Here is a 26,081-nt window from a genome sequence, read left to right on the forward strand (position 1 = left end):
GACATGCCCGGATGTTGCTGGATTACTTGGCCGTGCCGCACGCTAACCGAATGTTCGGTCGGGACACAAGATGGTGGATACAGTGACGCAGGCCGCCGGCAGTGCAGACGGACCGGTCGAGGCGATGTTCCTCGCGGACGAGGCCTCCCGGCGACTGGGAATCGAACTCGTGCGGCACGGCCCGGGGACCGCCGTGCTGCGCATGACCGTGACCGCCGCCATGGTCAACGGCCACAGGATCGCCCATGGCGGGTACGTGTTCCTCCTCGCCGACAGCGCCTTCGCCTGCGCCTGCAACAGCCACGGTCCGGTGACGGTGGCGGCGGGAGCCGGCATCGACTTCGTGGCCCCGGTGTACGAGGGTGATGTCCTGGAGGCCACCGCCGAGGAGCGCACCCGGTTCGGCCGCAGCGGCATCTACGACGTGACGGTGATGCGCGGTGACGAGGTGGTCGCGGAGTTCCGTGGCCGCAGCCGCGTCCTGAGGGGCAGCACTTCCAAGGAGTCGCGATGAGCATCGAGCTGAAGACCACCCCGGCCGCCGGCGGGCGCCGCGGCGAGCCCTGTCCTCCGGAACTGCTGGACGCCGCCGAGAACCTGACGCAGGACGAGCTGCGGGATCTCCAGCTGCACCGGCTGAGGTCGACGCTGAGGCACGCCTACGACAACGTCGAGCTGTACCGCAAGAAGTTCGACGACGCCGGCGTCGGCCCCGACGACTGCCGGACGCTGGAGGACCTGGCCCGCTTCCCCTTCACCACGAAGGCCGACCTGCGGGAGACCTACCCCTTCGGCATGTTCGCCGTCCCCATGTCCGAGGTCCGGCGCATCCACGCGTCCAGCGGCACGACCGGGCGCCCCACCGTCGTCGGGTACACCGAGAACGACATCTCCACCTGGGCCGACCTGATCGCCCGCTCGATCCGCGCCGCGGGCGGCCGCCCCGGCCACAAGGTGCACATCAGCTACGGCTACGGCCTGTTCACCGGCGGACTGGGAGCCCACTACGGCGCCGAGCGCGCCGGCTGCACCGTCATCCCCGCCTCGGGCGGTATGACGGCCCGCCAGGTGCAGATCATCCAGGACTTCCAGCCCGAGATCATCATGGTCACCCCGTCCTACATGCTCACGCTGCTCGACGAGTTCGAGCGCCAGGGCGTGGACCCCCGCTCCACGTCCCTGCGGATCGGCATCTTCGGCGCGGAGCCGTGGACGGAGGAGATGCGCCGCGAGATCGAGGAGCGCATGGACATCCACGCCGTCGACATCTACGGCCTCTCCGAGGTGATGGGGCCGGGCGTGGCCCAGGAGTGCGTGGAGACCAAGGACGGTCTGCACGTGTGGGAGGACCACTTCCGCCCGGAGGTCGTCGACCCCGTCACGGACGAGGTCCTGCCCGACGGCGAGGCGGGAGAGCTCGTCTTCACCTCGCTCACCAAGGAAGCGCTGCCCGTCATCCGTTACCGCACGCGCGATCTGACCCGGCTGCTGCCCGGGACGGCACGCCCGGCCTTCCGCCGCGTCGAGAAGATCACCGGCCGCTGCGACGACATGATCATCCTGCGCGGGGTGAACGTCTTCCCCAGCCAGATCGAGGAGATCGTCCTGCGCACGCCGGGCGTCGCGCCCCACTTCCAGATCCAGCTGAGCCGGCGCGGCCGCATGGACCACATGACGGTCCGTGTGGAGGCCCGCGCCGACTGCCCGCCCGAGCGGCGCGAGGCCGCCGCCGGGCTGATCGCCAAGGGGGTCAAGGACGGCGTCGGCGTCACCGTGGACGTGGCGATCGTCGAGCCCGAGACCCTGGAGCGCTCGCTCGGCAAGCTCCGCCGCGTGAAGGACCTCCGCGGGGAGTGACGGCCGGCCCGTCGCGCAAGCCCGCGCGCGCTCAGGGTCGCGCGCGGGCGATGAGCAGCGCCACGTCGTCCTCGCCGCCGGGCCTGCGCAGGATCTCCAGGACGCGGTCGCAGGTGTCCTCCAGCTCGTGGCCACGGGTGGTGGTGAAGGCGTCGAGGAGGACGTCCAGGCGGGCGTCGATGGGTTCGCTCCGGGTCTCGACCAGGCCGTCGGTGTAGAGGGCGAGTTCGTCGCCCGGGTGGAACGCGACGGTGGCCGCCTCGAAGGGCACCCCGCCGACGCCCAGCGGTGCGCCGGTGGGCAGGTCGAGCAGCCGGGCCGTGCTGCCGGCGCACCGCAGGACCGGGGGCAGGTGACCGGCGAGGCAGATCTCGCACTGCGCGCGGTGGGGATCGCAGACGCAGTAGATGCAGGTGGCGATGGTCTGCTCGATGCCCTCGGTCAGATGGTCCAGGTGGTGCAGGGCCTCCGCGGGTGCGAGATCCAGTTCGGCGAAGGCCCGTGCGGCACTGCGGAGTTGGCCCATCGCGGCGGCGGCGTTGATGCCGCTGCCCATCACGTCCCCGACGACCAGGGCGGTCTTGTCGCCCCGCAGCGGTATGGCGTCGTACCAGTCACCGCCGATCTCGCTCGTCGCACCGGCGGGCTGGTAGCGGCAGGCGACCTCCAGGCCCGGCAGGTGGGAGGGGAGTTCGGGCAGCAGACTGCGCTGGAGGGTGAGGGCGGCATGGCGCTGCGCCTGGTATCCGCGGGCGTTGTCGATGCAGACCGCGGCCCTCGCGGCCAGTTCCCAGGCGAGGAAGGCGTCGTCGTCGTCGAAGGGCGCGGGATTGCGGGTGCGTACCAGGTCGAGGGCGCCCAGGACCTCGCCGCGGGCCATGAGCGGTACGGCCAGGTAGGAGTGCACGCCCGCGGACTCCAGCAGGGCGGCGGCCTCGCCGTGGCGGGCGATGCGCCCCAGGTCCTCGCGCGTGGTGTGGGGCACCAGCACCGGTTTGCGGGTGCGTACGCACTGGGTGATCAGGCGGTCGCTGTCGTAGCCGGCCAGGCCGCCCGGCGGGTCGGCCGCACGGGCCGCGTCGGAGGTGTGGGCGGAGTTGACGGCGAGGGCGCGGAAGACGGCGGGCCCCTCGCCCGGCTCGGCCCGGCCGTCGAGCGCGCTGTCGAGCACGTCCACCGCGGCGACGTCGGCGAGGACCGGCACGACGATCTCGGCAAGCTCGCGCGCCGTCGCCACCACGTCGAGGGTGCTCCCCACGCAGGCGGAGGCCTCGGCGATCAGCGCCAGCCGCTGCCGGGCCCGGGCCGCCTCCACGGTGGCCCGGTGGCGCTCGGTGACGTCGATCACCGAGTAGGCGAGGCCCAGCACTTTCCCGGCGGAGTCCTCCAGCCGGTAGTAGGAGACGGACCAGGCGTGTTCGTGGTCCGGGTCGTTGGGCGGACGGCAGACGATCTCCCGGTTCACCACCGACTCGCCCGTCTCCAGGACGCGGCGCAGCCGCGCCTCGGGGTCGGTGTTCAGGTAGGTCAGGATCTCCCCGGCGGACCGGCCGAGGCGGTCGGCGGCGGACTGGCCGGTGATGCGTTCGAGAGCGGGGTTCATGGCCACGTACCGCAGGTCGGGGTCCAGAATGGCGAGCCCCACGGGGGACTGGGAGACCAGGCGCATGGCCAGGGCCGCGTCGCGCTCGACCCGCGCCACACTGGCCCGGTCCGCGGCGAGGCCCAGGGTGTAGACGTCACCGAGGTCGTCCAGCAGCCGCATGTTGCGGAACTCGACCAGCCGGGTCGTGCCGTCCTTGTGCCGGACGGGGAAGACCCCGGCCCAGTCGGTGCCGGATTCCATGACCTCGGCGAACAGCCCGATCACCCGGTCCCGGTCCTCCTCGTGGACCGTCAGGGCGGCGGCGTGCTGCCCGAGCGCCTCCGCGGCGGTGTAGCCGAACAGTTCCTCGGCCTTCGGACTCCAGAACACCACCTGCCCGTCGGCGTTCAGGACCACCGCGGCGACGCTGAGCAGGTCCAGCAGGCCACTGGGCGGCGCGGCGGGCCGGGCCGTCGACCGGCCGTCACCTGTCAGGGAGGACTCCGTCGTGCCCATGCCTCATTGTCCTCCCGCTCGCCCGGCTCACCCGGCTCGTGCGCGTCGGCGGTTCGCCCGCCGCTCTCCATCGTCGTACCGGACACCCGGCAACACACATCCGGACCCCGCGCGCGCCCGCCGCCTTGACATCCGCTCCCCGCCCCTGGAGTCTACCGACCAGTAGGTATGGAGAGGTGGATCGTGACCGAGCTGAGCATCGCCACCGCCGCGGGCGTCTTCGACGCGATCGCGGCGGGTCCGCCCGAGGGACGCCCGGTGCTGCTGCTGCACGGCTTCCCGCAGACCGGGCTGGCGTGGCGGCGGCAGCTCGGGGCACTGGCCGCCCGGGGGCACCGGGCCGTGGCACCCGACCAGCGCGGGTACTCCCCCGGCGCCCGCCCGAAGCGGCCCGAGGACTACCGCATGGACCTCCTCGTCGACGACGTCACCGCGATCGCCGACGCGCTCGGCTGGGCGTCGTTCGACCTGGTCGGCCACGACTGGGGAGGCGCGGTGGCCTGGTGGACCGCGCACGCCCACCCCGGCCGCGTCCGCACCCTGACGGTCGTCTCCACCCCGCATCCCGGCTCTCTGGCCACCGCCCTGCGCTCCGACGAGGACCAGCGCGAACGCTCCCGGTACATGATCGACTGGCGCGAGACGCCCGCGACCGAGGAGCGCATGCTCGCCCATGACGCCCGGGTGCTGCGCGGCCTCTACGCCGGGAAGGTCCCGCCCGAGCACGCCGAGACCTACCTGCGCCGGCTGTCCCGGCCGGGTGCGCTCACGGCGGCGCTGAACTGGTACCGGGCCGGCCGCCCGGGCGCCGCGATCGGCGCCGTGGAGGTGCCCACCCTGTACGTCTGGAGCACCGGGGACAGTGCCTTCGGCCCGGCGGCGGCCCGGGAGACCGAGCGGTGGGTCGAGGGGCCGTACCGGTTCGAAACCCTCCGGGACGTCAGCCACTGGGTCCCCGAGGAGGCACCCGAGGCGCTGAACCGCCTGCTGCTCGACCACCTGCGCGCGCACGACGCGCACTGATCCGCGGCCACCGACCCGTTCGCCCACCGACCGAAGAGGTACCCCATGAAGACAGCGCGTGCCGCCTGGCGCCGCCTCGAGCCCGTGCACGCCATGATCTACTTCGTCCCCGAGGGGAGGCGGCGGTACGCGGACCTCGGACTGAGCGGACCCGCCGGGTACTTCGCCTCGCGCAGCGCCGCGTTCGGACCGGCGCCCGCCGAGCTGGTCGTCTCGGCCTTCTACAACTTCCACCCCGGCCTGGTGCGCGGTGCGCTGGACGGGGTCTGGGACACGACGACACCGCGGCAGGTGCTGGACGCGCGGTACGCGGCGGCGGACGAGGCCCTGCGGCGTGCGGGGGTCCACGAGCTGCCCCACCTGGACGAGGTCGTGGCGCTGGCCCGCCGCGCCGCCGAGGCGGCCCGCGAACACCCGCAGGGCCGCCCGCTGTTCGCCGCGCACGCCGCGCTGCCCTGGCCCGATCAGCCGCTCCTGCAGCTGTGGCACGCCCAGACGCTGCTCCGGGAGTTCCGTGGCGACGGCCATGTCGCGTCCCTGCTGAGCGAGGGCGTCGGCGGCCTGGAGGCACTGCTCCTGCACGCCGCGACCGGTGAGATGCCCGTCAGCATGCTCAAGGCGACCCGCGCCTGGCCCGAGGAGGAGTGGACCGGCACCCGGGAGCGGCTGCGCGAACGCGGCCTCCTCGACGGCGACGGCCTCAGCCCGGAGGGCGAACGCCTGCGCGCGCACATCGAGGACCGCACCGACCGCCTGGCCCTGCCCGCCTACGCCGCCCTCGGGGACGCCGGCTGTGAGCGCCTCGCGGAACTCGCACGCCCCTACGGCCGCACGGTGGTCGACGCCGGCCTGCTCACGTTCCGCTGACCCCTCCGCCTCCCGAACGGCGGTGAGGGCAGGGGTACTTCGCGGCGGCCGGCGTGCTGGTCACGCCGGCCGCCGCCTCACCGGGTCACGGGGCCATCTCGTAGGCGCCGGACAGCGCCTCGACCCGCTGCCAGACCCGCTCCGTGCGCGCCTCGTCGACGACCGGCCGCCGGACCGAGGCCAGCGCCCAGGCCTGCTGCGGCTCGGTCGCCGAGTCCTTGCCGTGCAGTTCGACGGCGTGCGCGGAGAAGTCCCGCACGAGGACGGCGAAGAGCTCGTCGAGGACGTCCTCGTCCAGTCCGGTCAGGGCGGCCTGCTCCAGGACGAGCTGCCCGTGCACGACGAGCGCGAAGAGCTGGCCGACGGCGAGGAGCAGGTCGAGGTCGCGGCTCTGCTCCGCGTCGGGCGCGGCCGTGGTCGCGAACTCGCACAGCGCGTCCGCCTGTTCGCGGAAGCGGACCACGTTGGGCAGGTGCCGGTAGGCGTCGAACGCGGGCCGCCAGTCGTGGAAGCGCACCGAGCCGAGACCGCGGGCCGGCCCCTGCCGGAACAGGAAGTCGTCGTCTGCCGCGTCGAGACGCGTCGCGACGGCGGGGTAGTCGGCCGGGTCGAGGAGGTGGCTGCGCATGAACTTCAGGATCAGCGCCAGGTTGACGTGGACCGTGCCCTCCAGCTTCGGCAGACCGCGGATCTCCACGGCGGCCTGGCCGAAGTAGTTGTCCTTCTCGAAGCCCTTGGCCGCGATGACGTCCCACATCAGGTCGATGACCTTCTCGCCCTCCGTGGTCACCTTCATCTTCGTCATCGGGTTGAAGAGCAGGTAGCGGCGGTCGTCCGGGCCGGCGGAGCGGAAGTAGTCGACGGCGCGGTCGCTGAAGGACTTCATGCCGACGAGCCGGACGTACGCGTCGGTCAACTCGCGTCGCACGTGCGGGAAGGCGGTGACGGGACGGCCGTACAGGACCCGGTTGTGGGCGTGGGTGACGGCCTCGTACATCGCGTGCTCGCAGATGCCTATCGAGGCGGTGCACAGGTTGAACTTGCCGACGTTGACGGTGTTGAGGGCGGCGTCGAAGGCGGCGCGGCCGGTGTGCAGCACGTCCCCGGCCGCCACGGGGTAGTCCTCCAGGCGGAACTCGCTGACGAACTTCGAGGAGTCGACGACGTTCTTGACCAGGTGGTAGGCCGGGTGGCGGCTGTCGGCGGCGAAGAACACGTAGCCGTCGGGACCCTCGACGTCGGTACGGCGGCCGAAGACCGAGACGAGTCCGGCGGCGTTGCCGTTGCCGATGTAGTACTTGGAGCCGTTGGCGCGGAAGCCGCCGTCGCCGTCGGGCTCCAGCAGCATGTCGGTGGAGTAGATGTCGGCGCCGTGGGTCTTCTCGGACAGTCCGAACGCGAACACCTCGCCCTCGGCGAGGAGTTCGGCGGCGCGGGCGCGGGCGGCGGCGTTGTCGCTCTGCCAGACCGGGCCGAGGCCGAGGATGGTGACCTGCCAGGCGTACCAGTAGTCGAGGCCGTAGAAGCCGAGGATCTCGTTGAGCGCGGCGATCCGGGCGGTGTCCCACCGCTTGTCCGGCTCCGCCTTGGCCGCGGCGGAGGACGGCGTCAGGAAGGTGGCGAAGAGGTCCTCCTTCGCCGCGAAGGCGAGGAAGTCGCCGAGCCAGGCGCGGGTGCGGTAGTCCTCGATCAGCCGCCGCTTCCCGCGCTCCTCGAACCAGTCGACGGTGGCCCGCAGCAGGCGGCGCGTCTCGGGGTCGAAGTGCGCGGGGTCGTACGTGCGCGGGTTGAACAGCAGCTGGTCAGCCATGGGTGTGACGCCTTTCGGCCGGTGGGCGGATGGGAAGGGGGAGGTCCGGCGGCGCGGGGGCCGGACCGGCGCGGCGGGCGGCGGGTACGGCGATCAGCGGCCGGGCCCGAACCCGGCCAGCGTGGCGAGCACGTCGTCCAGCCAGTCGATCATCATGCGTTCGTAGGCGATGCCGCCGCGCAGCACGACGTGCTGGAGCTCGCGTTCCGCGTCGAGCGGCGCCTTCGCGGCGGCGGAGCCCGGCTCCGGCGCCGGGAAGTCGCGCGCCTCACCGGCGAGGTAGTGCGCCAGTTGGTCGCGGTGCGCCTGCCGGTGCCGCTCCACCTCGCGGATCAGGGCGGTCGGATCGTCGAAGGCGGCGCCACGGATCTTCACGGCCAGGTCGTGGCGGACGCTCTCCGGCTCGATCGGATCGTGCAGCCAGGAGGACAGCGCGGCCCGGCCGAGATCGGCGACGGAGTACTCCTTCTTGTCCGGCCGGCCCTGCTGCGGGACGTCCCGGACGTCGACCCAGCCGTCGTCCTGCATGCGCTTGAGCACGCGGTAGATCTGCTGGTGGGTCGCGGTCCAGAAGTAGCCGATGGACCGGCCGAACCGCCGCGCGAGCTCATAGCCGGATCCCGGCTTCTCCAGGAGCGACACCAGGATCGCGTGTTCGAGCGCCATGACACCGATCCTTCTATGCAACTCGTTGCATAGCAAGCGTCGCCCGCCCCGATGCGACGCGGCTCACCCCGCCACGCCCCCTCGCGGTGGCGGTACCCCGACCGGTGAGCGCCGGGCCCGGGAGGTGATCACGTGTGCGGTTGTCGTCCGTCGTGCGGCACGGGATGCTGAGGGAGCACGGAGGGAAGCGGTGCCATGGATCGTTTTCCGCATGCGGCCAACGTGGATTTCCGCAGTCCGCTGGACCTCTCCAAGGCCGCCACCGCGGTACTGGACGCCGAAGGCCGCGTTTCCGGATGGGGCTCCTCGGCCCAGCGCCTCCTGGGACACGCGGCCGAGGACGTGCTCGGCCGGCCCGCCGCCCGGCTGCTGGCGGCGGCCCCCACGCCTCGGCTGTCCACCCTCTGCAAGGCGCCCGGTACCCGCAGCGCGGTCCTGGACCTCCGCTGCGTCGACGGGGGCACCCTGCGCGCGGCCGTGACCTTCTGCCCTCTCTCGCACCGGGGCGAGGCCGCCACGGTCGTCGTCGCGGCCGGCCTGGAGACGCTGCGCGGCTGGGAGGTGCAGCTGGCCATGCTGCAGGGACTGGCGACCGAGTCCCCCGTGGGCCTGACGATCTTCGACAACGACATGCGCGTCGTCTGGGGGAACGTCTCCACCGATCTGGAACTCGCGGGGATCGGCCAGTACATCGGCCGGCCGGCGGCGGATCTCTTCCCCGAGGGCGAGTTCATCTCCCGCCACCACCCTCCGGACGAGGACCAGATCATGGAGCACGTGATGACGACGGGGGAGCCGATCATGGGCATGCACTATCGCGGCCGCGCCCCCGCCGACCCGGTGCGCGAGCATGTGTGGTCCTGCTCCTACCACCGGCTGGTGGACGCCCGGGGCGAACCGCTCGGTCTGTTCGAGGAGTCCCTGGACATCACCGACCGCTACCGCGCCCAGGAGCGCCTGTCCCTGCTCGTGCGGGCCGGAAAACGCATCGGGGCCTCGCTGGACGTCCGGCGCACCGCCGCGGAACTCGCCGACGTGGCCGTGCCGCAGCTGGCCGACGAGGTGCTGGTGGACCTGCCGCCGGCGGTCATCGAGGGACGGCAGCCGCCCACCGGCTCGGCCCCGGGGCACAGTCTGCTCCGGATGCACGGCCGGACCCCGGAGGAGTTCCGGACCAGTCCCGTCTCCTATCCCCCGTCGTCCCTGCAGGCCACGAGTCTGGCCACCAGCCGTCCCGTCGTCGACGTCGGCCCGCCCGGCTCGCTGGGCGGGCCGGAATCGGACGGCTCGTACTCCTGCCTCTTCGTCCCGCTGATCACCCGCGACGCGGTCCTGGGTCTCGCCACCTTCCGGCGCAGCAGCAATCCCGACCCCTTCGGCGCCGAGGAGCAGGCGCTGGCTCTGGAACTGGCCGAGCGGGCCGCCGTCGGCATCGACAACGCCCGCCGCTACACCAGCCAGCACGCCGCGGCCCTGGTACTGCAGCGCAGCCTGCTGCCGCAGCGCCTGCCCGAGCAGAGCGCGGTCGACGTGGCGTACCGCTATCTGCCGGCCGACAGCCGTGTGGGCGTGGGCGGCGACTGGTTCGACGTGATCCCGCTGTCCGGTGCCCGCGTGGGTCTGACCGTCGGCGACGTGGTGGGCCACGGCGTACACGCGGCCGCGGCCATGGGCCGGTTGCGGGCCACCGTACGGACGCTGGCCCTGCTGGACCTGGATCCGGCCGAGCTGCTGACCCGGCTGGACGACCTGGTCGCGCAGGACTCGGAGTCCGGCGCGGACGACGGGATGAGCGCCGAGGCACTCGGGGTGACCTGTCTCTACGCGATCTACGACCCGGTCAGCGGCCGGTGCGTCTGGGCGAGCGCGGGCCACCCGCCGCCGATCGTGGCCGACGCGAACGGAGCGGTGGCCCTGTCCGCGCTGGCGCCGGGGCCGCCCCTGGGGCTGGGCGGGCTGCCGTACGAGAACGTCGAACTGAGCCTGTCCGGCGGCAGCGTGGTGGCGTTGTTCACGGACGGTGTCGTGGAGGACCGGCGCACCGACATCGACAGCGGCATCGACCGCCTGGCGCAGATCCTCGCCTGGCAGCGCTGCCCGGTGGAGGAGCTGTGCGACCGGGCGCTGGCGGCACTGCCCCCCGGACCGCAGGCGGACGACGCCACCCTGCTGCTCGTCCGTACCCGGCGACTGGGCCCCGACCGGGTGACGGACCTGGAGCTGCCGCCCGACCCGGCGATGGTGGCGCGCGCCCGCACGCTCGCCGAGCGTCAGCTGGCGAACTGGGGCCTGTCCGAACTGTCGTTCACCGCCGAACTCGTGGTGAGCGAGCTGGTCACCAACGGCATCCGGTACGCCACCGGGCCCGTGATGCTGCGGCTGATCAGGGACCGCTGCCTGCTGTGCGAGGTGTCCGACAACGCGCACACGGCCCCCCATCTGCGGCGCGCGCGACGGGACGACGAGGGAGGCCGCGGCCTGTTCCTCGTCGCCCAGATGTCGCAGCGCTGGGGCACGCGGTACACCTCGTCCGGGAAGACGATCTGGGCCGAACTGGCCATTCCCTGACGGCCGGTCCGGCGGCAGACGCCTGCTCCGTCACCGGCGGGCGAGGCGGTTCCCGCGCCGTGGACGCGGTGGGTCAGGAGACGTTGACCGCGCTCCATGCCGCGGCCACGGTGGCGTACTCGGGGCTGGTGGCGCCGTAGAGGTCCTTCGCCGCGTTCAGCGTGGCCGTGCGGGCGCCCTTGTAGTCCGTGGTGGAGGTCATGTAGACGGTCAGCGCCCGGTACCAGACGGCGGAGGCCTTCTTGTTGCCGATGCCGGTGACGGTGGAGCCGTTGCAGGTGGGGCTGTTGTAGGAGACGCCGTTGACGGTCTTGGCGCCGCTGCCCTCGCTCGCCAGGTAGAACCAGTGGTTGCCGACGCCCGAGGAGTAGTGCACGTCGAGCCGGCCGACCGACTTCGACCAGCAGTCGGCGGAACGGCCGTCCAGGGACGGCTTGTCGAAGCGGCGCAGCCACGGCGGGGTGGACTGGTCGCTGAAGAGGTAGTCGGGGGTGTCGACCGGGTTGGCCGCGTACCACTCGACCATGGTGCCGAGGATGTCGCTGGTGGCCTCGTTCAGGCCGCCCGACTCGCCGCTGTAGCGCAGGTTGGCGGTGGCGGAGGTGACGCCGTGGGTCATCTCGTGGCCCATGGTGTCGAGGTCGACCTGCTCGGGGTCGGTGGTGCCGTCGCCGTCGCCGGTCAGCATGCAGAAGCAGGTGTCCGACCACTGGGCGTTGTCCCAGTTGGTGCCGACGTGGACGAAGACGGTGGCGCCGCGGCCGTCGTTCTTGATGCCGTTGCGGCCGAAGGTGGTCTTGTAGTAGTCGAAGGTCTTCGCGGTGTTGGCGTGCGCGTCGACGGCGGCGGTGGCGCGGTCGGTGGAGAACTTCCGGCCGTCGCCCCAGGTGTTGTCGGCGTCGGTGAACAGGGTGCCGGAGGAGCTCTTCACGGAGGAGGACGAGAGGTTGTGGGCGTCCTTGGTGATGTGGCCGCGCACCGGGTCGATCAGGGCGAACGTACCGTCGGCCTGCTGGGTCGTGTCGATGCCGATGTCGCCGGTGTACTCGGAGTGGCCGGTGCCGGTCGCCTCCCGCTCGGCGTCGTACGTCTCGATCGCGGCGCCGGTGGAGGCGTCGGTGACGAAGACCTCGCCGTGCGGCTGGCCCTTGTCGCCCACTCCCTGCACGGTGGTGCGCCAGGCCAGGCGGGGGTGGCCGTCGGCGGCCCACACGATCAGCTGCGGGGTGGACCTGGCGTTGCGCACCGACCCGTGCGCGCGCTTCAGGGCGCCGGCCGCGGTCCCCTTGGCGCCGACGGCGGGAGTGACGGATCCGAGTGCGATCGCGTGGGCCTTGGCGCGGGTCGATCCCTTGAGCGAGCCGTCGGCCTTCTGGTGGACGACGAAGTCGCCGCCGACGACGGGGAGGCCGTGGTAGGTCCGCTCGAAGCGCACGTGCTGGGTGCCGTCGGCGTCGATGACGACGTCCTTCGCCTGGAGCTTCTGGCCGGCGCCGAACCCGAAGGTGCCGGCGTGCCGGGTCACGTTGGCCTTGGCTCTGGATATCGCCGTGTCGTGCAGGGAGCCGGCGTGCCGCACCGTGTCCGTCTGCGAGTGCGCGGGTATCGCCGTCGCACCCGTGGTGATGACACCGGCTGCGACCATCGCGGAAAGGGCGAGAAGAGGACGGGACATGAGGGGGAGTTCCTTCGCTCGTCGTGGGGTGACGACGTCCTTGGACGTTGACGCGAAGTGTTCAACAGGTGACATGCCCCTGACGTGACTTCATCTGGACTATAACCACGGAGTTATAGGGCGCACGGATCCGCGGCCCGGCCGGTCACCCGCCCTCGCCGTGGGCGAACTCCCGTCCCCCGTCCTCCCACCAGGCCAGATACCGGGGCCGCTCCGCCACCAGGGACAGATAGGCGGCCAGCAGACGCTCGCTCGCCGCGTCGGCGAGTTCCGGCGGAACCGATTCCGTGTTCCAGGCCAGCAACAGCCGCCGGTGGAACGGGACGTCCACGAGCGGCCGCTGCACGGTGCCGCGGGCGGAGACGTCGGCGGTCGGCCACACCCCGCAGACCGCGTGCCGGCCGGCGACCAGGAGCTGCGCCACGGACAGGTCCGGCGTCACATGGGCGATGCGCGGGGTGAATCCCGCCGACTGGCAGGTGAGATGGAGGTACGCGTGCACCCCGCTCTCGTCGGCCTCCGGCATCACCCAGTCCTCGCCGGCCAGTTCATGCAGGTGGACGCTCTCCTGACGCGCCAGCGGATGATCCTCGGCGAGCAGCACGAAGACCGGCTCGCGCAGCAGTGTGCGGGTCGCCACCGACTCGCCGACCGGAAGGGGGAAGCCCGGGAACTCGGCGAGCACCGCGATGTCGCACTTCGCCAGGCTCAGCGACTTCACCAGGGTGTGCACCGACCGGCGGGCGTCTATGGTGAGCCGTCGTTCCGGGACGAGTTCGAAGAGCGCGGAGACCAGCAGGGAGACCAGGGGGCCGGCGGTTCCGCCCGCCCTCAGCGGGGCCGTGGCCTGCCGGTCCGCCTCCGCCGCCGAGCGCGCGTGCTCGCGCAGCCGGTCGAAGCCGTCGACCAGGTCACGGGCGCAGCGCAGGACGTACTGCCCGTTCTCGGTGGGTTGCACCCCGTCGGCGCCGCGGGCGAAGAGCGGGCCGCCCAGTTCCTGTTCGATCCGCTTCAGCTGGGCGCTCGTGGCCGGCTGCGACAGTTGCAGCCGTGCGGCGGCCTTGCGGATGCTGCCGGCCTCGGCGACGGTGAGCAGGACACGCAGGTGCCGGAACTCGAGGTGCATGAACCATCCCCGCTCAGCGCGGAGGTGTCCGTGCACCCCCCGTGACCAGCAGAACCAGCTGCCCTACGGCATGGTGACCAAGAATCCGACGGACCGTTGAAGGCGGCAACCACGGAACGGCAAAAACCTGCGCGGGTGTCCCGGGCCGTGGCGCCCGAAGGCCGTGCCGTGCGTCGCGGCTAACCCGTCGCCCGGGGGCCATACCCTTGAACGCCCGTCCGGCCGGCCCGGGAACCACCGGATACAGTGCGCGGGACGGCAGCCTGGTCAGGGAGGACGAGCGTGACCGACACCGACAACATCCGGCCCGCCGACAGCGAGGCGCGAGCGCCGCGGCCGAGCCGGCTGCACCGCCTGATGCGGTACGTCCCGCTGATCGCCCCCGTCCTGCTGTGGGCCGTGCCCTGCTGGGTGCTCCTGTACACCGGCCAGCGCTGGCCGCTGCCCGTCACGTCGGCCGCCACCGCCCTGTTCGCCCTCGGCCTCGTCGCCATGCCGCTCGCGATGGTGCGCGGACACGGCCGGCGCCAGCGGGACCGGGCGGCGATCGTCGGAGACACCCTGCTGGGCACCAGCTGGGTCCTGTTCACCTGGTCCGTCCTGCTCGGCGTCCTCCTGCGGCTCGCCCTGACGGTGGCCGGGGTCGGGGAGAGTCAGGACCGGGCCCGCATCGTCACCTGGGCCGTCCTCGGCGCGACCGCCGTACTGCTCGCCTGGGGGTACGCCGAGGCACGCCGCGTGCCACGCGTGCGCCGACTCGACGTGCGACTCCCGCGGCTGGGTGCGGGGTTGGACGGCCTCCGAGTCGTCCTCGTCACCGACACCCACTACGGCCCGCTCGATCGCGCCCGCTGGTCGGCGCGGGTGTGCGAGACGGTGAACACGCTGGAAGCCGATCTGGTGTGCCACACGGGCGACATCGCGGACGGCACGGCCGAACGACGCCGCGCCCAGGCCGTCCCGCTCGGCACCGTGCGGGCCACCCGGGCCCGTGTGTACGTCACCGGCAACCACGAGTACTACAGCGAGGCGCAGGGCTGGGTCGACCTGATGGACGAGCTGGGCTGGGAGCCGCTGCGCAACCGCCATCTGCTGCTCGAACGCGGGGGCGACACCCTCGTGGTCGCCGGCGTGGACGACGTCACCGCCGAGTCCTCCGGCCTGGCGGGCCACCGCGCCCACCTCGCCGGGGCCCTGGACGGAGCCGACCCCGACCTGCCCGTCCTGCTCCTGGCGCACCAGCCGAAGTTCGTCGACCGGGCGGCGGCCGAGGGCATCGACCTCCAGCTCTCCGGTCACACCCACGGCGGCCAGATCTGGCCCTTCCACCACCTGGTCCGCCTCGACCAGCCCGCCCTCGCCGGCCTCAGCCGCCATGGCGCCCGCACCCTCCTCTACACCAGCCGCGGCACCGGCTTCTGGGGCCCGCCGTTCCGCGTCTTCGCCCCCAGCGAGATCACCCTGCTCGTGCTCCGCTCCCCGCACCTGCCCGCCTCGCCGTAGCCCCGGGTGGGCCGAGGCATCCGCCGGGGCGGCCCTTCCACGCGCCGCTTCCCGCCCGTGACCCACTCCTCGCGAGTCGGCATGGTGGCCGCACGCACAACCACCCCCCGAACTATGTTGTCCCGCCACATGTGCGCCCGACGTGCGGCTTCTTACGGTGTGCCGACACGTACCCGTCCCCACCGCACACGAGGAAGTGGCGCACATGGCATCCGGAACCACCGCTCCCCCACCCCCCGCCAGCCTCCCCCGTATCGTCGCCGCCAGCCTCATCGGCACCACCATCGAGTGGTACGACTTCTTCCTCTACGGCTCCGCGGCCGCGCTCGTGTTCAACAAGCTGTTCTTCCCGGACTCGGACCCGCTCGTCGGAACCCTGCTCTCGTTCCTGACGTACGCCGTCGGATTCGCGGCCCGCCCGCTGGGGGCGCTCGTGTTCGGCCACTACGGTGACCGGCTGGGACGCAAGAAACTCCTGGTGCTCAGCCTGGTGATGATGGGCGGAGCGACCTTCGCCATCGGCCTGCTCCCCACGCACGCGACCGTCGGGGCCGCCGCCCCCGTGCTGCTCACCACGCTGCGGCTGATCCAGGGGTTCGCGCTCGGCGGCGAGTGGGGCGGCGCCGTCCTGCTGGTGTCGGAGCACGGGGACGCCCGGCGGCGCGGCTTCTGGGCCTCCTGGCCGCAGACCGGCGCGCCGGCGGGCCAGTTGCTCGCCACCGGAGTGCTGTCGCTGCTGACCGCCCTGCTCTCCGACGAAGCCTTCGGAACCTGGGGCTGGCGCATACCGTTCCTGCTCTCCGGGGTACTGGTGATGGTCGGCTTGTGGATTCGTCTCTCTGTCGATGAATCGCCGGTCTTCGAGGAGGCGTTGGAGCGCGCCGAGTCCCGGCGGGCCACCGAACCGGAGAAGCTGCCGCTCGTCTCGGTGCTGCGGGACCACTGGCGGGACGTGCTCGTGGCGATGGGCGCCCGCATGGCGGAGAACATCAGCTACTACGTCATCACGGCCTTCATCCTCGTCTACGCCACCACCTCGGCCGGCGTCTCCAAGCAGACCGCGCTCAACGCCGTCCTCATCGGCTCCGCCGTGCACTTCGCCGTCATCCCGGCCTGGGGCGCGCTGTCCGACCGGGTCGGGCGCCGTCCGGTGTACCTGCTCGGCGCGGCCGGTGTCGGTCTGTGGATGTTCCCGTTCTTCTCGCTCGTGGACACCGCTTCGTTCGGCAACCTGATCCTGGCCGTGACCGTCGGGCTGGTGCTGCACGGCGCCATGTACGCGCCCCAGGCGGCCTACTTCGCCGAGATGTTCGCCACCAGGATGCGCTACTCGGGCGCCTCCATCGGCGCCCAGTTCGCCTCCGTCGCGGCCGGTGCGCCCGCCCCGCTCATCGCCACCGCGCTGCTGGAGAGCTACGGCACCTCCACCCCGATCTCCCTGTACGTGATCGGCGCCGTGGTGCTGACCCTGATCGCGGTGGGTGTCTCGCGGGAGACGCGGCACCGGGACCTGGCGGAGGTCACGACGGGCCGGGACGGAACAGCCGACGCTGCTCCCGCCGCCGAGGCACGGAAGGCACGGACGGTCTGAGCGACGCGGCCCCCACGGGCCGCAAGCGACCCGGCCCCCGTACGGCACGCCCGTACGGGGGTCACCGTCTGTCCGGGACCGCCAGCCGGTGCAGCCGCAGCGCGAGTTGGATCTCCAGGGCGCGGGCCGGGGTCTGCCAGTCCTCGCCGAGCAGCCGGCCCACCCGCTCCAGCCGCTGCGCGACCGTGTTCACATGGACGTGCAGCGCGTCCTTGGTACGGGCCGGACTCATCCCGCAGGCGAAGTACGCGTCCATGGTGCGCAGCAGATCGGTGCCCCGCCGCTCGTCGTACGACGCGACCGGGCCGATGGTGCGGCCGACGAAACCGGCCACGTCCCGTTCGCCCGCGAGGAGCAGGCCGAGGAAACCGAAGTCCTCCGCCGCGGCTCCGTCCCCGGCCCGGCCCAGCAGGTGCAGCGCGTCGAGGCAGCGGCGGCCCTCGGCATAGGCCGCGGCCACCGTCTCCGGGTGCGCGGCGAGGCCGGTGACGGGGGCGGAGGCGCCGACCGTGACCGGCTGGTGCACGGCCGTGCCCAGGTGGCGGGCGGTGCGGTGGGCCAGCTCCGTGGCGGTGTCGCCGGCGCCGAGGGGCAGCAGCAGGACGGTGCCGCCGTCGCGTGCGGCGGCCAGGCCGTGCCGGGTGGCGGCGAGGTGGGACGCGGCGGACCACAGCCGTCGGCGGGCCGCGGCCTCCTCGTCGGCGTCGGCCGCGGGGCCGTCGAGGCGGGCGGCGAGCACGACATGGGTGGCGTCCAGGTCGGCGTGGAGCCGGGCGGCGCGCTCCCGCAGCAGCCGGGGGTCCCGGTCGCGGGCGTCCAGGAGGTCGTCCAGCAGCTCGCCCCGCACCCGGTGCTCGGCCTCGGCGGCGGAACGGCGGGCCAGCAGGAGCAGCGAGGTGACCATGGCCGCCCGCTCCAGCGTGCGCTGGTCGACCGGGTCCAGCGCCCGCTGCCCGCGCAGCACGAGCGCGCCGAGCAGTTCACCGCCGGCGGCCACCGCCGCGATCCACTCGCCGCCGTGCCGTACCGCATGGCCCTCGGCGCGGGACGCCTCCAGGGCTTCGGCCGGTGCCGCGCCGGCCTCGGTGAACCACACCGTGCCGTCGAGGACTTCGGAGACGGCGGCCGCCACGTCGTGCACCCCGCCGCCGCGCAGGACGAGTTCGGCGAGCCGGTCGTGGACGTCGGAGGCCCGCTCGATGACCGCGCTGCCGTCCCGGATGATCTGGTTGGCCCGCTCCAGCTCGGCGAGCGCCGCCCGGGTCTCGGTGAGCAGGTTGGCGGTGTCGATGGCGGCCGCGGCGAGCGCGGCGAAGGACCCGAGCACCGCGATCTGCTCACGCTCGAAGACGCGGGCCCTGCGGTCGGCGGCGAAGAGGACGCCGATCACGTGCGGGCCGAGCATCAGGGGGACCCCGAGGATGGCGACCAGGCCCTCGTCGCTGACGCCCGAGTCGATGGTGCGGGTGTGCTGGAAACGGGCGTCCTCGAAGTAGTCGTCGGTGACGTAGGGCCGGGTGGTCTGCGCCACCAGCCCGCCGAGCCCCTCGCCCATGCCGAGGCGCAGTTGCTGGAAGCGGGCGGAGACGGACCCTTCCGTCACCCGCATGTAGGTGTCGCCGCGCGCCGGGTCGTGCAGCGTGAGGTAGGCGACGTCCGTGCCGAGCAGGGAACGGGCGCGCTGCACGATCGCCTGCAGCACCGCGTCCAGGTCCCGCAGGCCGGCGAGGTCGTGGGCGGTCTCGAAGAGCGCGGACAGTTCCGCCTCACGGCGCCGGCGGCCTTCCAGCTCCGCCCGGACGCGCAGGGCGAGCCGCTTCGCCTGCTCCAGCGCGGCGATGCGATCGGCGGACCGGCCCTCGGCCCGGGCCACCAGCACCGGCCGCTCGTAGGCCTCCACGGAGGCGTCGCGGGTCAGCAGCTCGAGGTACTCGGCCTCGGCGCTGCCGTTCGGTGCCGGCTGAACGTGATCGCGGGACATGGTCAAAGGATTACGCATCGGCCGCCCGGCCGGCCGGGCCTGTGGAAAACTCCCGGTCCCGGCGCGGACGTACCGGTCAGTGGGCCGTCCATCCGCCGTCGAGCACCAGGGAGGTGCCGGTGACGAAGGACGCCTGCGGGCTGCACAGGTAGGCCACGGCCTCCGCGACCTCCTCGGGTTCGATGAGCCGCCGCACCGCGCTGTCCTTCAGCAGGACCTCGGACAGCACCCGCTCCTCGGGGATGCCGTGCGCCTGCGCCTGGTCGGCGATCTGCTTCTCGACCAGGGGGGTGCGCACATAGGCGGGGTTCACACAGTTCGAGGTCACCCCGTGGGGGGCGCCTTCGAGGGCCGCGGTCTTGGACAGGCCCTCCAGGCCGTGTTTGGCGGCCACATAGGCGGACTTGAAGGCGGAGGCCCGCAGACCGTGGACGGAGGACACGTTGACGATCCGGCCCCACCCCTGTGCGTACATGTGCGGGAGGGCGCCGCGGATCAGCCGGAACGGTGCCTCCAGCATCACGGTCAGCACGGTGTGGAAGACCTCCGGCGGGAACTCCTCCAGTGGCCGGACGAGTTGCAGACCCGCGTTGTTGACCAGCACGTCGGCACCGGCGGCGGCCCGCTCGGCGGCGTCGAGGTCGGTGAGGTCCATGGCGTGCGGGAGGACGGTGCCCGCGAGCTCTCCGGCCTTCTCCGCCTGCCGCGCGAGTTCGGCGAGGCCCGCCTCGTCCCGGTCCACGGCCCGCACCTCGGCCCCCGCGGCGGCGAGACGCAGCGCGCAGGCGCGGCCGATCCCGCCGGCGGCACCCGTGACGAGCGCGGTGCGGCCACCGAGGTCGAGACCGAGGGGCTGTACGTGGGGGCCCGGGCCGGGCAGGGGGGTGGGCGAGGTCATGGGGCGACCCTAGGCGGAGCCCACTGCTCCCCACATGTGGTGACCACCCATACTTCAGCCGCCAGTCATAGGGTCGAACCATGTGGGTGCCTCGGACATGGCCTGCTTGATCCGGAAGAGACCGAACTCGTTCAGATCCGGCAGCGCGTCCACGGTGAACCAGCCCACCTCGAGCGATTCGTCGTCGTTGACCCGGGCCTCGCCGCCCACCGCGCGGCAGCGGATGGTGATGTCCATGTACTGGCAGACGTCGCCGTTGGGGTAGGTCACCGGCTCCAGCGCCTGGACGAGGACGACCCGCTCGGCGACGCAGCGCACCGCGGTCTCCTCGTAGACCTCACGCACGGCGCAGGCGGCCGGCTGCTCCCCCGGCTCCGGAATGCCTCCGACGACCGCCCACTTGCGGGTGTCGGACCGCCGGCCGAGGAGCACTCTGCCCTCGTCGTCGAAGACGATCGCGGTGATCCCGGGCAGCCAGAGCGGCTGGTGGGCGATGGAGGCCCGCAGGGTGCGGATGAAGTCGGGAGTAGCCATGTCCCGACCCTAACGGGCCGGTCCACGGCTCCCCCGCAGGTTCGGTCGGCGTACGGCGGCCGTACGGGTGCCGTGGTTGTACGGCGTTCGTACGGCTACGCGCCACCGGTGCGCCGGGCGCGCAGGCCCGAGCCGACGGCCCAGCCGATGCCGCCCGCCGCGACCAGCACCAGGGCGATCTCCGGCCAGATGCCCAGCTTCGTCGCCGGCGTCTCGGAGGTGCGCAGCGGCACCTGCTGGACGAGGTAGGCGGGTACGAACATGCCGGTCTGCTGGGTGATCCGCCCGTCCGGCATGATGAACGCGCTGACCCCGCTGGTCACCGGCACGGTGACGGTGCGGCTGTGCTCGACGGCGCGGATCCGGGACATGGCGAGCTGCTGGTAGGTCATCTCGCTGCGGTCGAAGGTCGCGTTGTTGCTGGGCACGGAGATCATCTCCGCGCCGTGCGTGACCGTGTCGCGCACCGCCCAGTCGAAGGCGGCCTCGTAGCAGGTGGCGAGTCCGACCTTGACGCCGTCGAAGTCGAACACGCCCGGCGTGGCGCCCCGGCTGAAGTCCTGACGGACCATGCCGGTCCAGTCCTCGTTGATCGCGCCGACGAGCCCGCGCAGCGGAAGGTACTCGCCGAAGGGCTGGATCTGCCGCTTGTCGTAGGTCTGCGTCGGGCCCTTGACCGGGTCCCACAGCACCTGCTCGTTGAGCAGCCTGCCGTCCCGCTCGACGACCGCGCCGACCGATACGGGCACGCCGACCGCCTTGGCGGCCTCGTCGATGACGTCGGCCGCATCGGGGTTGGTGAAGGGGTCGATGTCGGAGGAGTTCTCCGGCCACAGCACGTAGTCCGGCTTCTTGACCTTGCCCGCCTTGATGTCGGCCGCGAGCTTCAGGGTCTCGCGCACGTGGTGGTCGAGAACGGCCCGGCGCTGCGCGCTGAACTCCAGGCCCGCACGCGGCACGTTGCCCTGGATGACCGCCACGGTCGCCGTACCGTCCTCGGCCTTGTCGCTGACCAGCGCGCGGGCCGCGACCGCGCCCACCACCGGCACGGCCACGCTCAGCAGCGCGGCGGCCGCCGCACCGCGCCGCACGGCCCGGGTGCGGCGTCCCTCGACGATCAGCCGCCCCGCCTCGTAGAGGCCGAATCCGCACAGGACCACCGCGAAGCCGAGCACCGGGGTGCCACCCAGCGCGGCGAGCGGCAGGAAGACGCCGTCCGCCTGACCGAACGCGATCTTGCCCCAGGGGAAGCCCCGGAAGGGCACACGCGCGCGTACCGCCTCGCCCGCGATCCAGAGGGCGGCGGCCCACACCGGCCAGGCCGGCAGCCGTGAGACGGCGGCGACGCCCACGCCGACCAGCGCGACGAACACCGCCTCGATGGCGACCAGCGCGATCCAGGGGCCCGGACCGACCTCCACGCCGGTCCACACCAGCAGCGGCAGCAGGAAGCCGAGCCCGAAGAGGTAGCCGAGCCCCAGGGCCGCCTTCCAGCTGCGGCCGCGCAGCACCCAGCCGAAGCCGGCGAAGGCGGGCAGGGCCAGCCACCAGAGGACGCGCGGCGGGAAGCTGACGTAGAGCAGCACCCCGCAGAGCGCGGAGACGACGGCCGGAACCAGGCGCATGAGCCGGCCGCGGAGCGCGGCGGGCGCGTGGGACGGCTGGAGCTGTTCCGGCTGGTCGACGGAAGTTGCGGTGACGGTCACCCGGGTGAGTGTACGGCGGCCGGCCGGGCCGCCGACAGCGCGGCCGGGCTCCGGAGCCGGCCCCGAGCGGCCGGGATTCCCGCTGGTGGACGCCCGTTCCGGACCCGGGGACGCACCCCGGGCGCACGGCGCGGCCCCGGTCGGCACCGCGCTCGCGGCCGTCCCCGGACGTAGGCGCTCGTCCCGGCCGCCGGCCGGGACCACCGGTGGCCACCCGCCTCCCTCGGACCCGGGGGAAACCACGACGATCCTCCGCACCTCGTCCACAAACGGGTCAACAGCCGTTACGGTGTGCCCAGCCTCGGCGGTGCGGCCGGACCCGGCGCGCGGCCTTGGCCTGCCACAGGTCGGGGGACCGTGTGTACGAGGGGCGACGGTGGGGGCGACGGAGATGAGGTCCGCGGCCGGTACGGACGCGGCGAACGCGAGACGAAACGTTTCTGACGGTGTGGGCATGATCCTGCTCGGGGCCTGCGCCGGCTGGTCGCTGATCATGGCTGCCGCGCGGGGCGGCCGGCCCGAGGGTGTGCTCCTCGCCGTACTCGCCGTGGCCGCCGGCTACGCGGCGGGCCGTGTCTCGGGAGCGCTGCTGCCCGTGGCCGCGCCGGGCGCCGGCGCGGCGGCCGGACTCGCGCTCGCCGTCGCCCTCCCCGCTCTCTCCCCGGGCCCCCGGTACGCCGCGCCGCTCGGCCAGGCCGGGGCCACTGCCGCCCTGCTGGTGCTGGCCACCGGCGCCGCGTGCGGTGCCGCCTGGGCGACGTCCGTACCGGCGCTGCGTCTGGTGCTGCGGGTGCTGGCCGTCGTGATCGTGCTGACCGGCGCGGCCCTGGGATCGATGGCGGGGTGCGGCGCCGGCGCGGCCGTCCTGCTCTGCTCGCTCGCCGCGGGCCGGGTGCGCGGCCGGGGCCCTTGTCTGGTGGCGCTGGCCGTGGCGGCCGCCCTTGCGGCGGGCACCGTCTGGGCGGTCGCCGCCGGCTGGCTGCCCGGCGGCGTCTCCGCGCTGGTCACGGACCGTCTCGCCCCGCACCGGAGCCTGTTGTGGCGGGACGCCGTGCGGCTGGCCGGGCGCGACGACGGCCTGGGGGTGGGCCCGGGCCGGTTCGGCGAGGTGAGCGACACGGCCGCGCACACTCCGCTGTCCGACGGGAAGCCGCACTCGGCCCTGTTGCAGCAGGCGGCTGAGCAGGGCTTCATCGGGGTCCTGCTGCTGGTGGCCCCGTTCTTCTGGGCGCTCCACGCGCTGTGGCGCAGCCCGCGCTCCACCCCGGTCGCGCTCACCGCCGGCGCGGCCCTGGCGGCTCTGGCCGGGCTGGCCTCGGCGGGCAACGCACTGAGTTTCACCACGGTGACCGTGGGCGCGGGGCTGCTCGCCGGGTGGGCGACGGCCCGGCCGTGGACCGGTGAGAGCGTGGAGCCGCCGCTCTGACGGTGCGGGCGGTGCCGTTGCCGTCACCGCGGAGGTGACCTCAGCGGGCCGAGCCGGGTGTGATGGTCCGCAGCCGTTCCCTGATGACCCGGACCGCCGATTCCGCGTTGTCCACGGTGATCGTGAAGGTGTGGCCGTCCCACAGGCTCAGCACGATCCCCTCGCCGCAGCGTACGACGACGGCGGTGCCCTTCTCGGGACGCCAGCGGTAACCCCACCCGCCCCACTGCCGGGGGGTGACGTAGGCGGCGAACTCGGCTCCCGCCACCTGCGACAGCGGGATGCGGCGCCGCGGCACGCCGATGTGGCCGCAGCGCACTTCGAGGGACTCCTTGTCGAGTCTGAGATCCACGTGCACGAAGGCGAGCGTGCCGAACAGGACCAGCAGGCCGGCCGCGATGCAGCCCACGACGGACATCACCAGGGGCGCGATGCCCGAGGTCCAGGCCGACTCGACGGCCAGCTCGATGCCGAGCGCCATGCAGGCCGCGCCGACCAGCGCGAGCAGCCACTGGACCCGGTTGGTCGCACGACCGGTCCAGACGTCCGGATGCGGGGTGTCGCCGGCGGGGGGGTGCTCCCTCATGTTTATGAGGTTACTCAGGTTTCGCTGCGCCGGTAGCCGCTCGCGGAGGGTGACTGCTCCGTGCGGCCCAGCCGGAAGCGCTCCGCCGGACCACCCGGGGCGGGCCGGTGGACAAGGACGGCGGAGCTGTCAGCCGCGGTCGGCGACCCGGACCGCGGAGGGCAGCAGCCGGCCCTCGGCGTAGTGCAGCGCGGGCCCGGGGAGCACGCCCTCGCGGCCGCTCAGCAGCACGGTCAGCGTGCCGTCCGCGGAGGCGTCCGGGGCCGGCTGCTCACCCAGGCGGCGCAGGGCCTGGGCGGCGACCGCTCCCGCCGAGCCGTGCAGGACGAGCGGGGCGGCGCCGGGGCGCTGCACGGCGGTGCGGATACGTTCCGCCACCAGTTCGTAGTGGGTGCAGCCGAGGACGACGGTCGTCACGTCGTCCGGGGTCAGTTCCGCCGCCGCGGCGACGGCCGCGTCGATGGCCGCCTCGTCCGCGTGCTCGACGGCTTCGGCGAGCCCCCAGCAGGGCACCTCGGTCACCCGCACCCCGTCGGCGAAGTTCTCGATGAGATTGCGCTGGTAGGCGCTGCCGGTGGTGGCCGGGGTCGCCCAGATGGCGAAGGGGCCGCCGCCGGCCGCGGCCGGCTTGATCGCGGGGACGGTGCCGATGACCGGGATACCGGGCTCCAGCCGGGCACGCAGCGCGGGCAGGGCGTGCACGGTGGCCGTGTTGCAGCCGACGATCAGGGCCTCCGGCCGGCGGGCCGCGGCGGCCTCGGCGACGGCCAGGGCGCGCCGGGTGAGGTCCTCGGGGGTACGCGGTCCCCAGGGCATGCCCTCGGGGTCGAGGGAGAGCACGAGATCGGCGTCGGGCCGCAGTCGCCGTACCGCGGCGGTGGCCGCCAGCAGGCCGATTCCGGAGTCCATGAGCGCGATCTTCACCCGGTCACGATAGACGATGCGCCGCCGCGGGCCGGTCCGGTGGGGCAGACTGCGGCCGTGAGCGCCCTGATGTGGATCACCGCTGTCTCGCTTGCCGCCTGGTGCTGGCTGCTGCTGTGCCAGGGCTTCTTCTGGCGCACCGACGTCCGGCTGCCTCCGCGCCGGGAACCACGGGAGTGGCCGTCCGTGTGCGTGGTCGTACCGGCCCGGGACGAGGCCGCCGTGCTGCCCGCGAGCCTGCCGTCGCTGCTGGCGCAGGACTATCCGGGGCGGGCGGAGGTCTTCCTGGTGGACGACGGGAGCACGGACGGCACCGGGGAGCTGGCCCGTGAGCTGTCCCGGCGGTCCGGCGGACTGCCGCTGACCGTGGGCACGCCCGGTGAGCCGCCGGCGGGCTGGACGGGCAAGCTGTGGGCGGTGCGGTACGGCATCGGGCTGGCACGCGCGCGTGATCCCGAGTTCCTGCTGCTGACGGACGCCGACATCGCGCACGCGCCGGACAGTCTGCGCGCCATGGTCGCGGCGGCCGGCCCCGGGGACTACGACGTGGTGTCCCAGATGGCACGGCTGCGGGTGGAGAGTCCGTGGGAACGGCTCGTGGTCCCCGCGTTCGTCTACTTCTTCGCGCAGCTCTACCCCTTCCGCCGGATCGGCCGTAAGGGGTCGCGTACGGCCGCGGCGGCGGGCGGCTGCGTCCTGCTGCGCGCCGGCATGGCGAAGGCGGCGCGCATCCCCGACTCGATCCGGCACGCCGTCATCGACGACGTGGCGCTCGCGCGCGCGGTCAAGGGCGCCGGCGGCCGCGTGTGGCTGGGCCTCGCCGACGGGGTGGACAGCGTGCGGCCGTACCCGCGGCTGGGCGACCTGTGGCGGATGGTCTCGCGCAGCGCCTACGCGCAGCTGCGGCACCACCCGCTGCTGCTCCTCGGCACGGTCGCCGGGCTGGCGCTGGTCTACCTGGTGCCGCCGGCCGCCGTGGTGGTGGGCGCGGCCGGCGGGGACATGGCGACGGCGGTGCTGGGTGCGTCGGCGTGGGCGGTGATGGCGGGCACCTACCTGCCGATGCTGCGCTACTACCGGCAGCCGCCGTGGCTCGCCCCGCTGCTGCCGTTCACCGCGTTCCTGTATCTGCTGATGACGGTCGACTCCGCCGTGCAGCACTACCGCGGGCGCGGCGCCGCCTGGAAGGGCCGCACCTACGCCCGCCCGGGCGCCGTGCCCGACGAGGGCTGAGCCCGG

At 73.2% G+C, this 26,081-nt stretch carries 20 protein-coding genes; 9 read left to right on the forward strand and 11 right to left on the reverse strand.

Going from position 1 to position 26,081, the window contains the following annotated elements; translation table 11 throughout:
• Positions 1-70 precede the first annotated feature (70 nt).
• Together paaI and paaK are read left to right on the forward strand one after the other, a co-directional pair.
• On the forward strand, positions 71-514 hold the full coding sequence (paaI, locus tag ACF08B_RS18835) for a hydroxyphenylacetyl-CoA thioesterase PaaI (RefSeq protein WP_392318365.1): 444 nt from the start codon (positions 71-73) through the stop codon (positions 512-514).
• Positions 511-1,857, forward strand: coding sequence for a phenylacetate--CoA ligase PaaK (gene paaK, locus ACF08B_RS18840; RefSeq protein WP_392318366.1), 1,347 nt, complete (start codon positions 511-513; stop codon positions 1,855-1,857). Before paaI ends, paaK begins: the two co-directional genes overlap by 4 nt.
• Positions 1,858-1,888: 31 nt before the next feature.
• Here the strand turns inward: paaK and ACF08B_RS18845 are convergent, their stop codons facing one another.
• Entirely contained in the window at positions 1,889-3,958 is a 2,070-nt protein-coding gene (locus ACF08B_RS18845; RefSeq protein WP_392318367.1) for a SpoIIE family protein phosphatase, read from the reverse strand.
• A 183-nt stretch (positions 3,959-4,141) separates the two neighbouring features.
• Here ACF08B_RS18845 and ACF08B_RS18850 point away from each other — a divergent pair, with 183 nt between their 5' ends.
• Both ACF08B_RS18850 and ACF08B_RS18855 read left to right on the forward strand, forming a co-directional pair.
• Positions 4,142-4,981: an alpha/beta fold hydrolase gene (locus ACF08B_RS18850; protein WP_392318368.1), complete on the forward strand. Its 840-nt coding sequence runs from the start codon at positions 4,142-4,144 to the stop codon at positions 4,979-4,981.
• A 45-nt stretch (positions 4,982-5,026) separates the two neighbouring features.
• Complete coding sequence (locus ACF08B_RS18855; protein WP_392318369.1) at positions 5,027-5,848, forward strand: hypothetical protein; 822 nt, start codon at positions 5,027-5,029, stop codon at positions 5,846-5,848.
• Between the two features lie 85 nt (positions 5,849-5,933).
• On the opposite strand, the gene ACF08B_RS18860 is transcribed toward ACF08B_RS18855, so the two are convergent.
• Together ACF08B_RS18860 and ACF08B_RS18865 are read right to left on the reverse strand one after the other, a co-directional pair.
• Positions 5,934-7,658, reverse strand: coding sequence for an acyl-CoA dehydrogenase family protein (locus tag ACF08B_RS18860; RefSeq protein ID WP_392318370.1), 1,725 nt, complete (start codon positions 7,656-7,658; stop codon positions 5,934-5,936).
• 93 nt (positions 7,659-7,751) lie between these two features.
• Positions 7,752-8,324, reverse strand: a complete 573-nt coding sequence (locus ACF08B_RS18865) for a PadR family transcriptional regulator (protein ID WP_392318371.1) — start codon at positions 8,322-8,324, stop codon at positions 7,752-7,754.
• A 195-nt stretch (positions 8,325-8,519) separates the two neighbouring features.
• On the opposite strand from ACF08B_RS18865, the gene ACF08B_RS18870 reads away from it, so the two are divergent.
• Complete coding sequence (locus ACF08B_RS18870) at positions 8,520-10,892, forward strand: SpoIIE family protein phosphatase (RefSeq protein ID WP_392318372.1); 2,373 nt, start codon at positions 8,520-8,522, stop codon at positions 10,890-10,892.
• A gap of 73 nt (positions 10,893-10,965) precedes the next feature.
• Here the strand turns inward: ACF08B_RS18870 and ACF08B_RS18875 are convergent, their stop codons facing one another.
• Positions 10,966-12,567, reverse strand: a complete 1,602-nt coding sequence (locus ACF08B_RS18875) for a M4 family metallopeptidase (protein WP_392318373.1) — start codon at positions 12,565-12,567, stop codon at positions 10,966-10,968.
• A 145-nt stretch (positions 12,568-12,712) separates the two neighbouring features.
• Positions 12,713-13,693 (reverse strand): LysR family transcriptional regulator, encoded by a 981-nt coding sequence (locus ACF08B_RS18880; RefSeq protein WP_392318374.1) that lies wholly within the window; start codon positions 13,691-13,693, stop codon positions 12,713-12,715.
• Between the two features lie 282 nt (positions 13,694-13,975).
• Here ACF08B_RS18880 and ACF08B_RS18885 point away from each other — a divergent pair, with 282 nt between their 5' ends.
• On the forward strand, positions 13,976-15,196 hold the full coding sequence (locus ACF08B_RS18885) for a metallophosphoesterase (protein ID WP_392318375.1): 1,221 nt from the start codon (positions 13,976-13,978) through the stop codon (positions 15,194-15,196).
• A gap of 205 nt (positions 15,197-15,401) precedes the next feature.
• Positions 15,402-16,787 carry an MFS transporter gene (locus ACF08B_RS18890; protein WP_392318376.1) on the forward strand — a complete coding sequence of 462 codons (1,386 nt, stop codon included), beginning with the start codon at positions 15,402-15,404 and terminating at the stop codon, positions 16,785-16,787.
• 61 nt (positions 16,788-16,848) lie between these two features.
• Here the strand turns inward: ACF08B_RS18890 and ACF08B_RS18895 are convergent, their stop codons facing one another.
• The 4 genes from ACF08B_RS18895 to lnt all read right to left on the reverse strand — a co-directional run bounded on the left by ACF08B_RS18895 (position 16,849) and on the right by lnt (position 21,906).
• Positions 16,849-18,768: a helix-turn-helix domain-containing protein gene (locus ACF08B_RS18895; protein WP_392318377.1), complete on the reverse strand. Its 1,920-nt coding sequence runs from the start codon at positions 18,766-18,768 to the stop codon at positions 16,849-16,851.
• A gap of 76 nt (positions 18,769-18,844) precedes the next feature.
• On the reverse strand, positions 18,845-19,666 hold the full coding sequence (locus ACF08B_RS18900; RefSeq protein ID WP_392318378.1) for a 3-hydroxybutyrate dehydrogenase: 822 nt from the start codon (positions 19,664-19,666) through the stop codon (positions 18,845-18,847).
• Between the two features lie 54 nt (positions 19,667-19,720).
• Positions 19,721-20,200: an NUDIX domain-containing protein gene (locus ACF08B_RS18905; protein WP_392318379.1), complete on the reverse strand. Its 480-nt coding sequence runs from the start codon at positions 20,198-20,200 to the stop codon at positions 19,721-19,723.
• Positions 20,201-20,295: 95 nt separating this feature from the next.
• Positions 20,296-21,906, reverse strand: a complete 1,611-nt coding sequence (gene lnt, locus ACF08B_RS18910; RefSeq protein WP_392318380.1) for an apolipoprotein N-acyltransferase — start codon at positions 21,904-21,906, stop codon at positions 20,296-20,298.
• Positions 21,907-22,360: 454 nt separating this feature from the next.
• Here lnt and ACF08B_RS18915 point away from each other — a divergent pair, with 454 nt between their 5' ends.
• Entirely contained in the window at positions 22,361-23,332 is a 972-nt protein-coding gene (locus tag ACF08B_RS18915) for an O-antigen ligase family protein (RefSeq protein WP_392318381.1), read from the forward strand.
• A gap of 40 nt (positions 23,333-23,372) precedes the next feature.
• On the opposite strand, the gene ACF08B_RS18920 is transcribed toward ACF08B_RS18915, so the two are convergent.
• Both ACF08B_RS18920 and ACF08B_RS18925 read right to left on the reverse strand, forming a co-directional pair.
• The gene (locus ACF08B_RS18920) at positions 23,373-23,918 is read right to left on the reverse strand and encodes a hypothetical protein (RefSeq protein WP_392318382.1); all 546 of its coding nucleotides are present in this window, start codon (positions 23,916-23,918) and stop codon (positions 23,373-23,375) included.
• 129 nt (positions 23,919-24,047) lie between these two features.
• Complete coding sequence (locus tag ACF08B_RS18925; RefSeq protein ID WP_392318383.1) at positions 24,048-24,842, reverse strand: glutamate racemase; 795 nt, start codon at positions 24,840-24,842, stop codon at positions 24,048-24,050.
• A gap of 69 nt (positions 24,843-24,911) precedes the next feature.
• Between ACF08B_RS18925 and ACF08B_RS18930 the strand changes: the two genes are divergently transcribed.
• A complete protein-coding gene (locus ACF08B_RS18930; protein ID WP_392318562.1) occupies positions 24,912-26,075 on the forward strand; it encodes a glycosyltransferase in 1,164 nt (387 codons plus the stop codon).
• Positions 26,076-26,081: the final 6 nt, after the last annotated feature.

It is taken from the genome of Streptomyces sp. NPDC015139 (assembly GCF_043079785.1).
In the GTDB taxonomy this organism is placed as follows: Bacteria; Actinomycetota; Actinomycetes; order Streptomycetales; family Streptomycetaceae; genus Streptomyces; species Streptomyces albidocamelliae.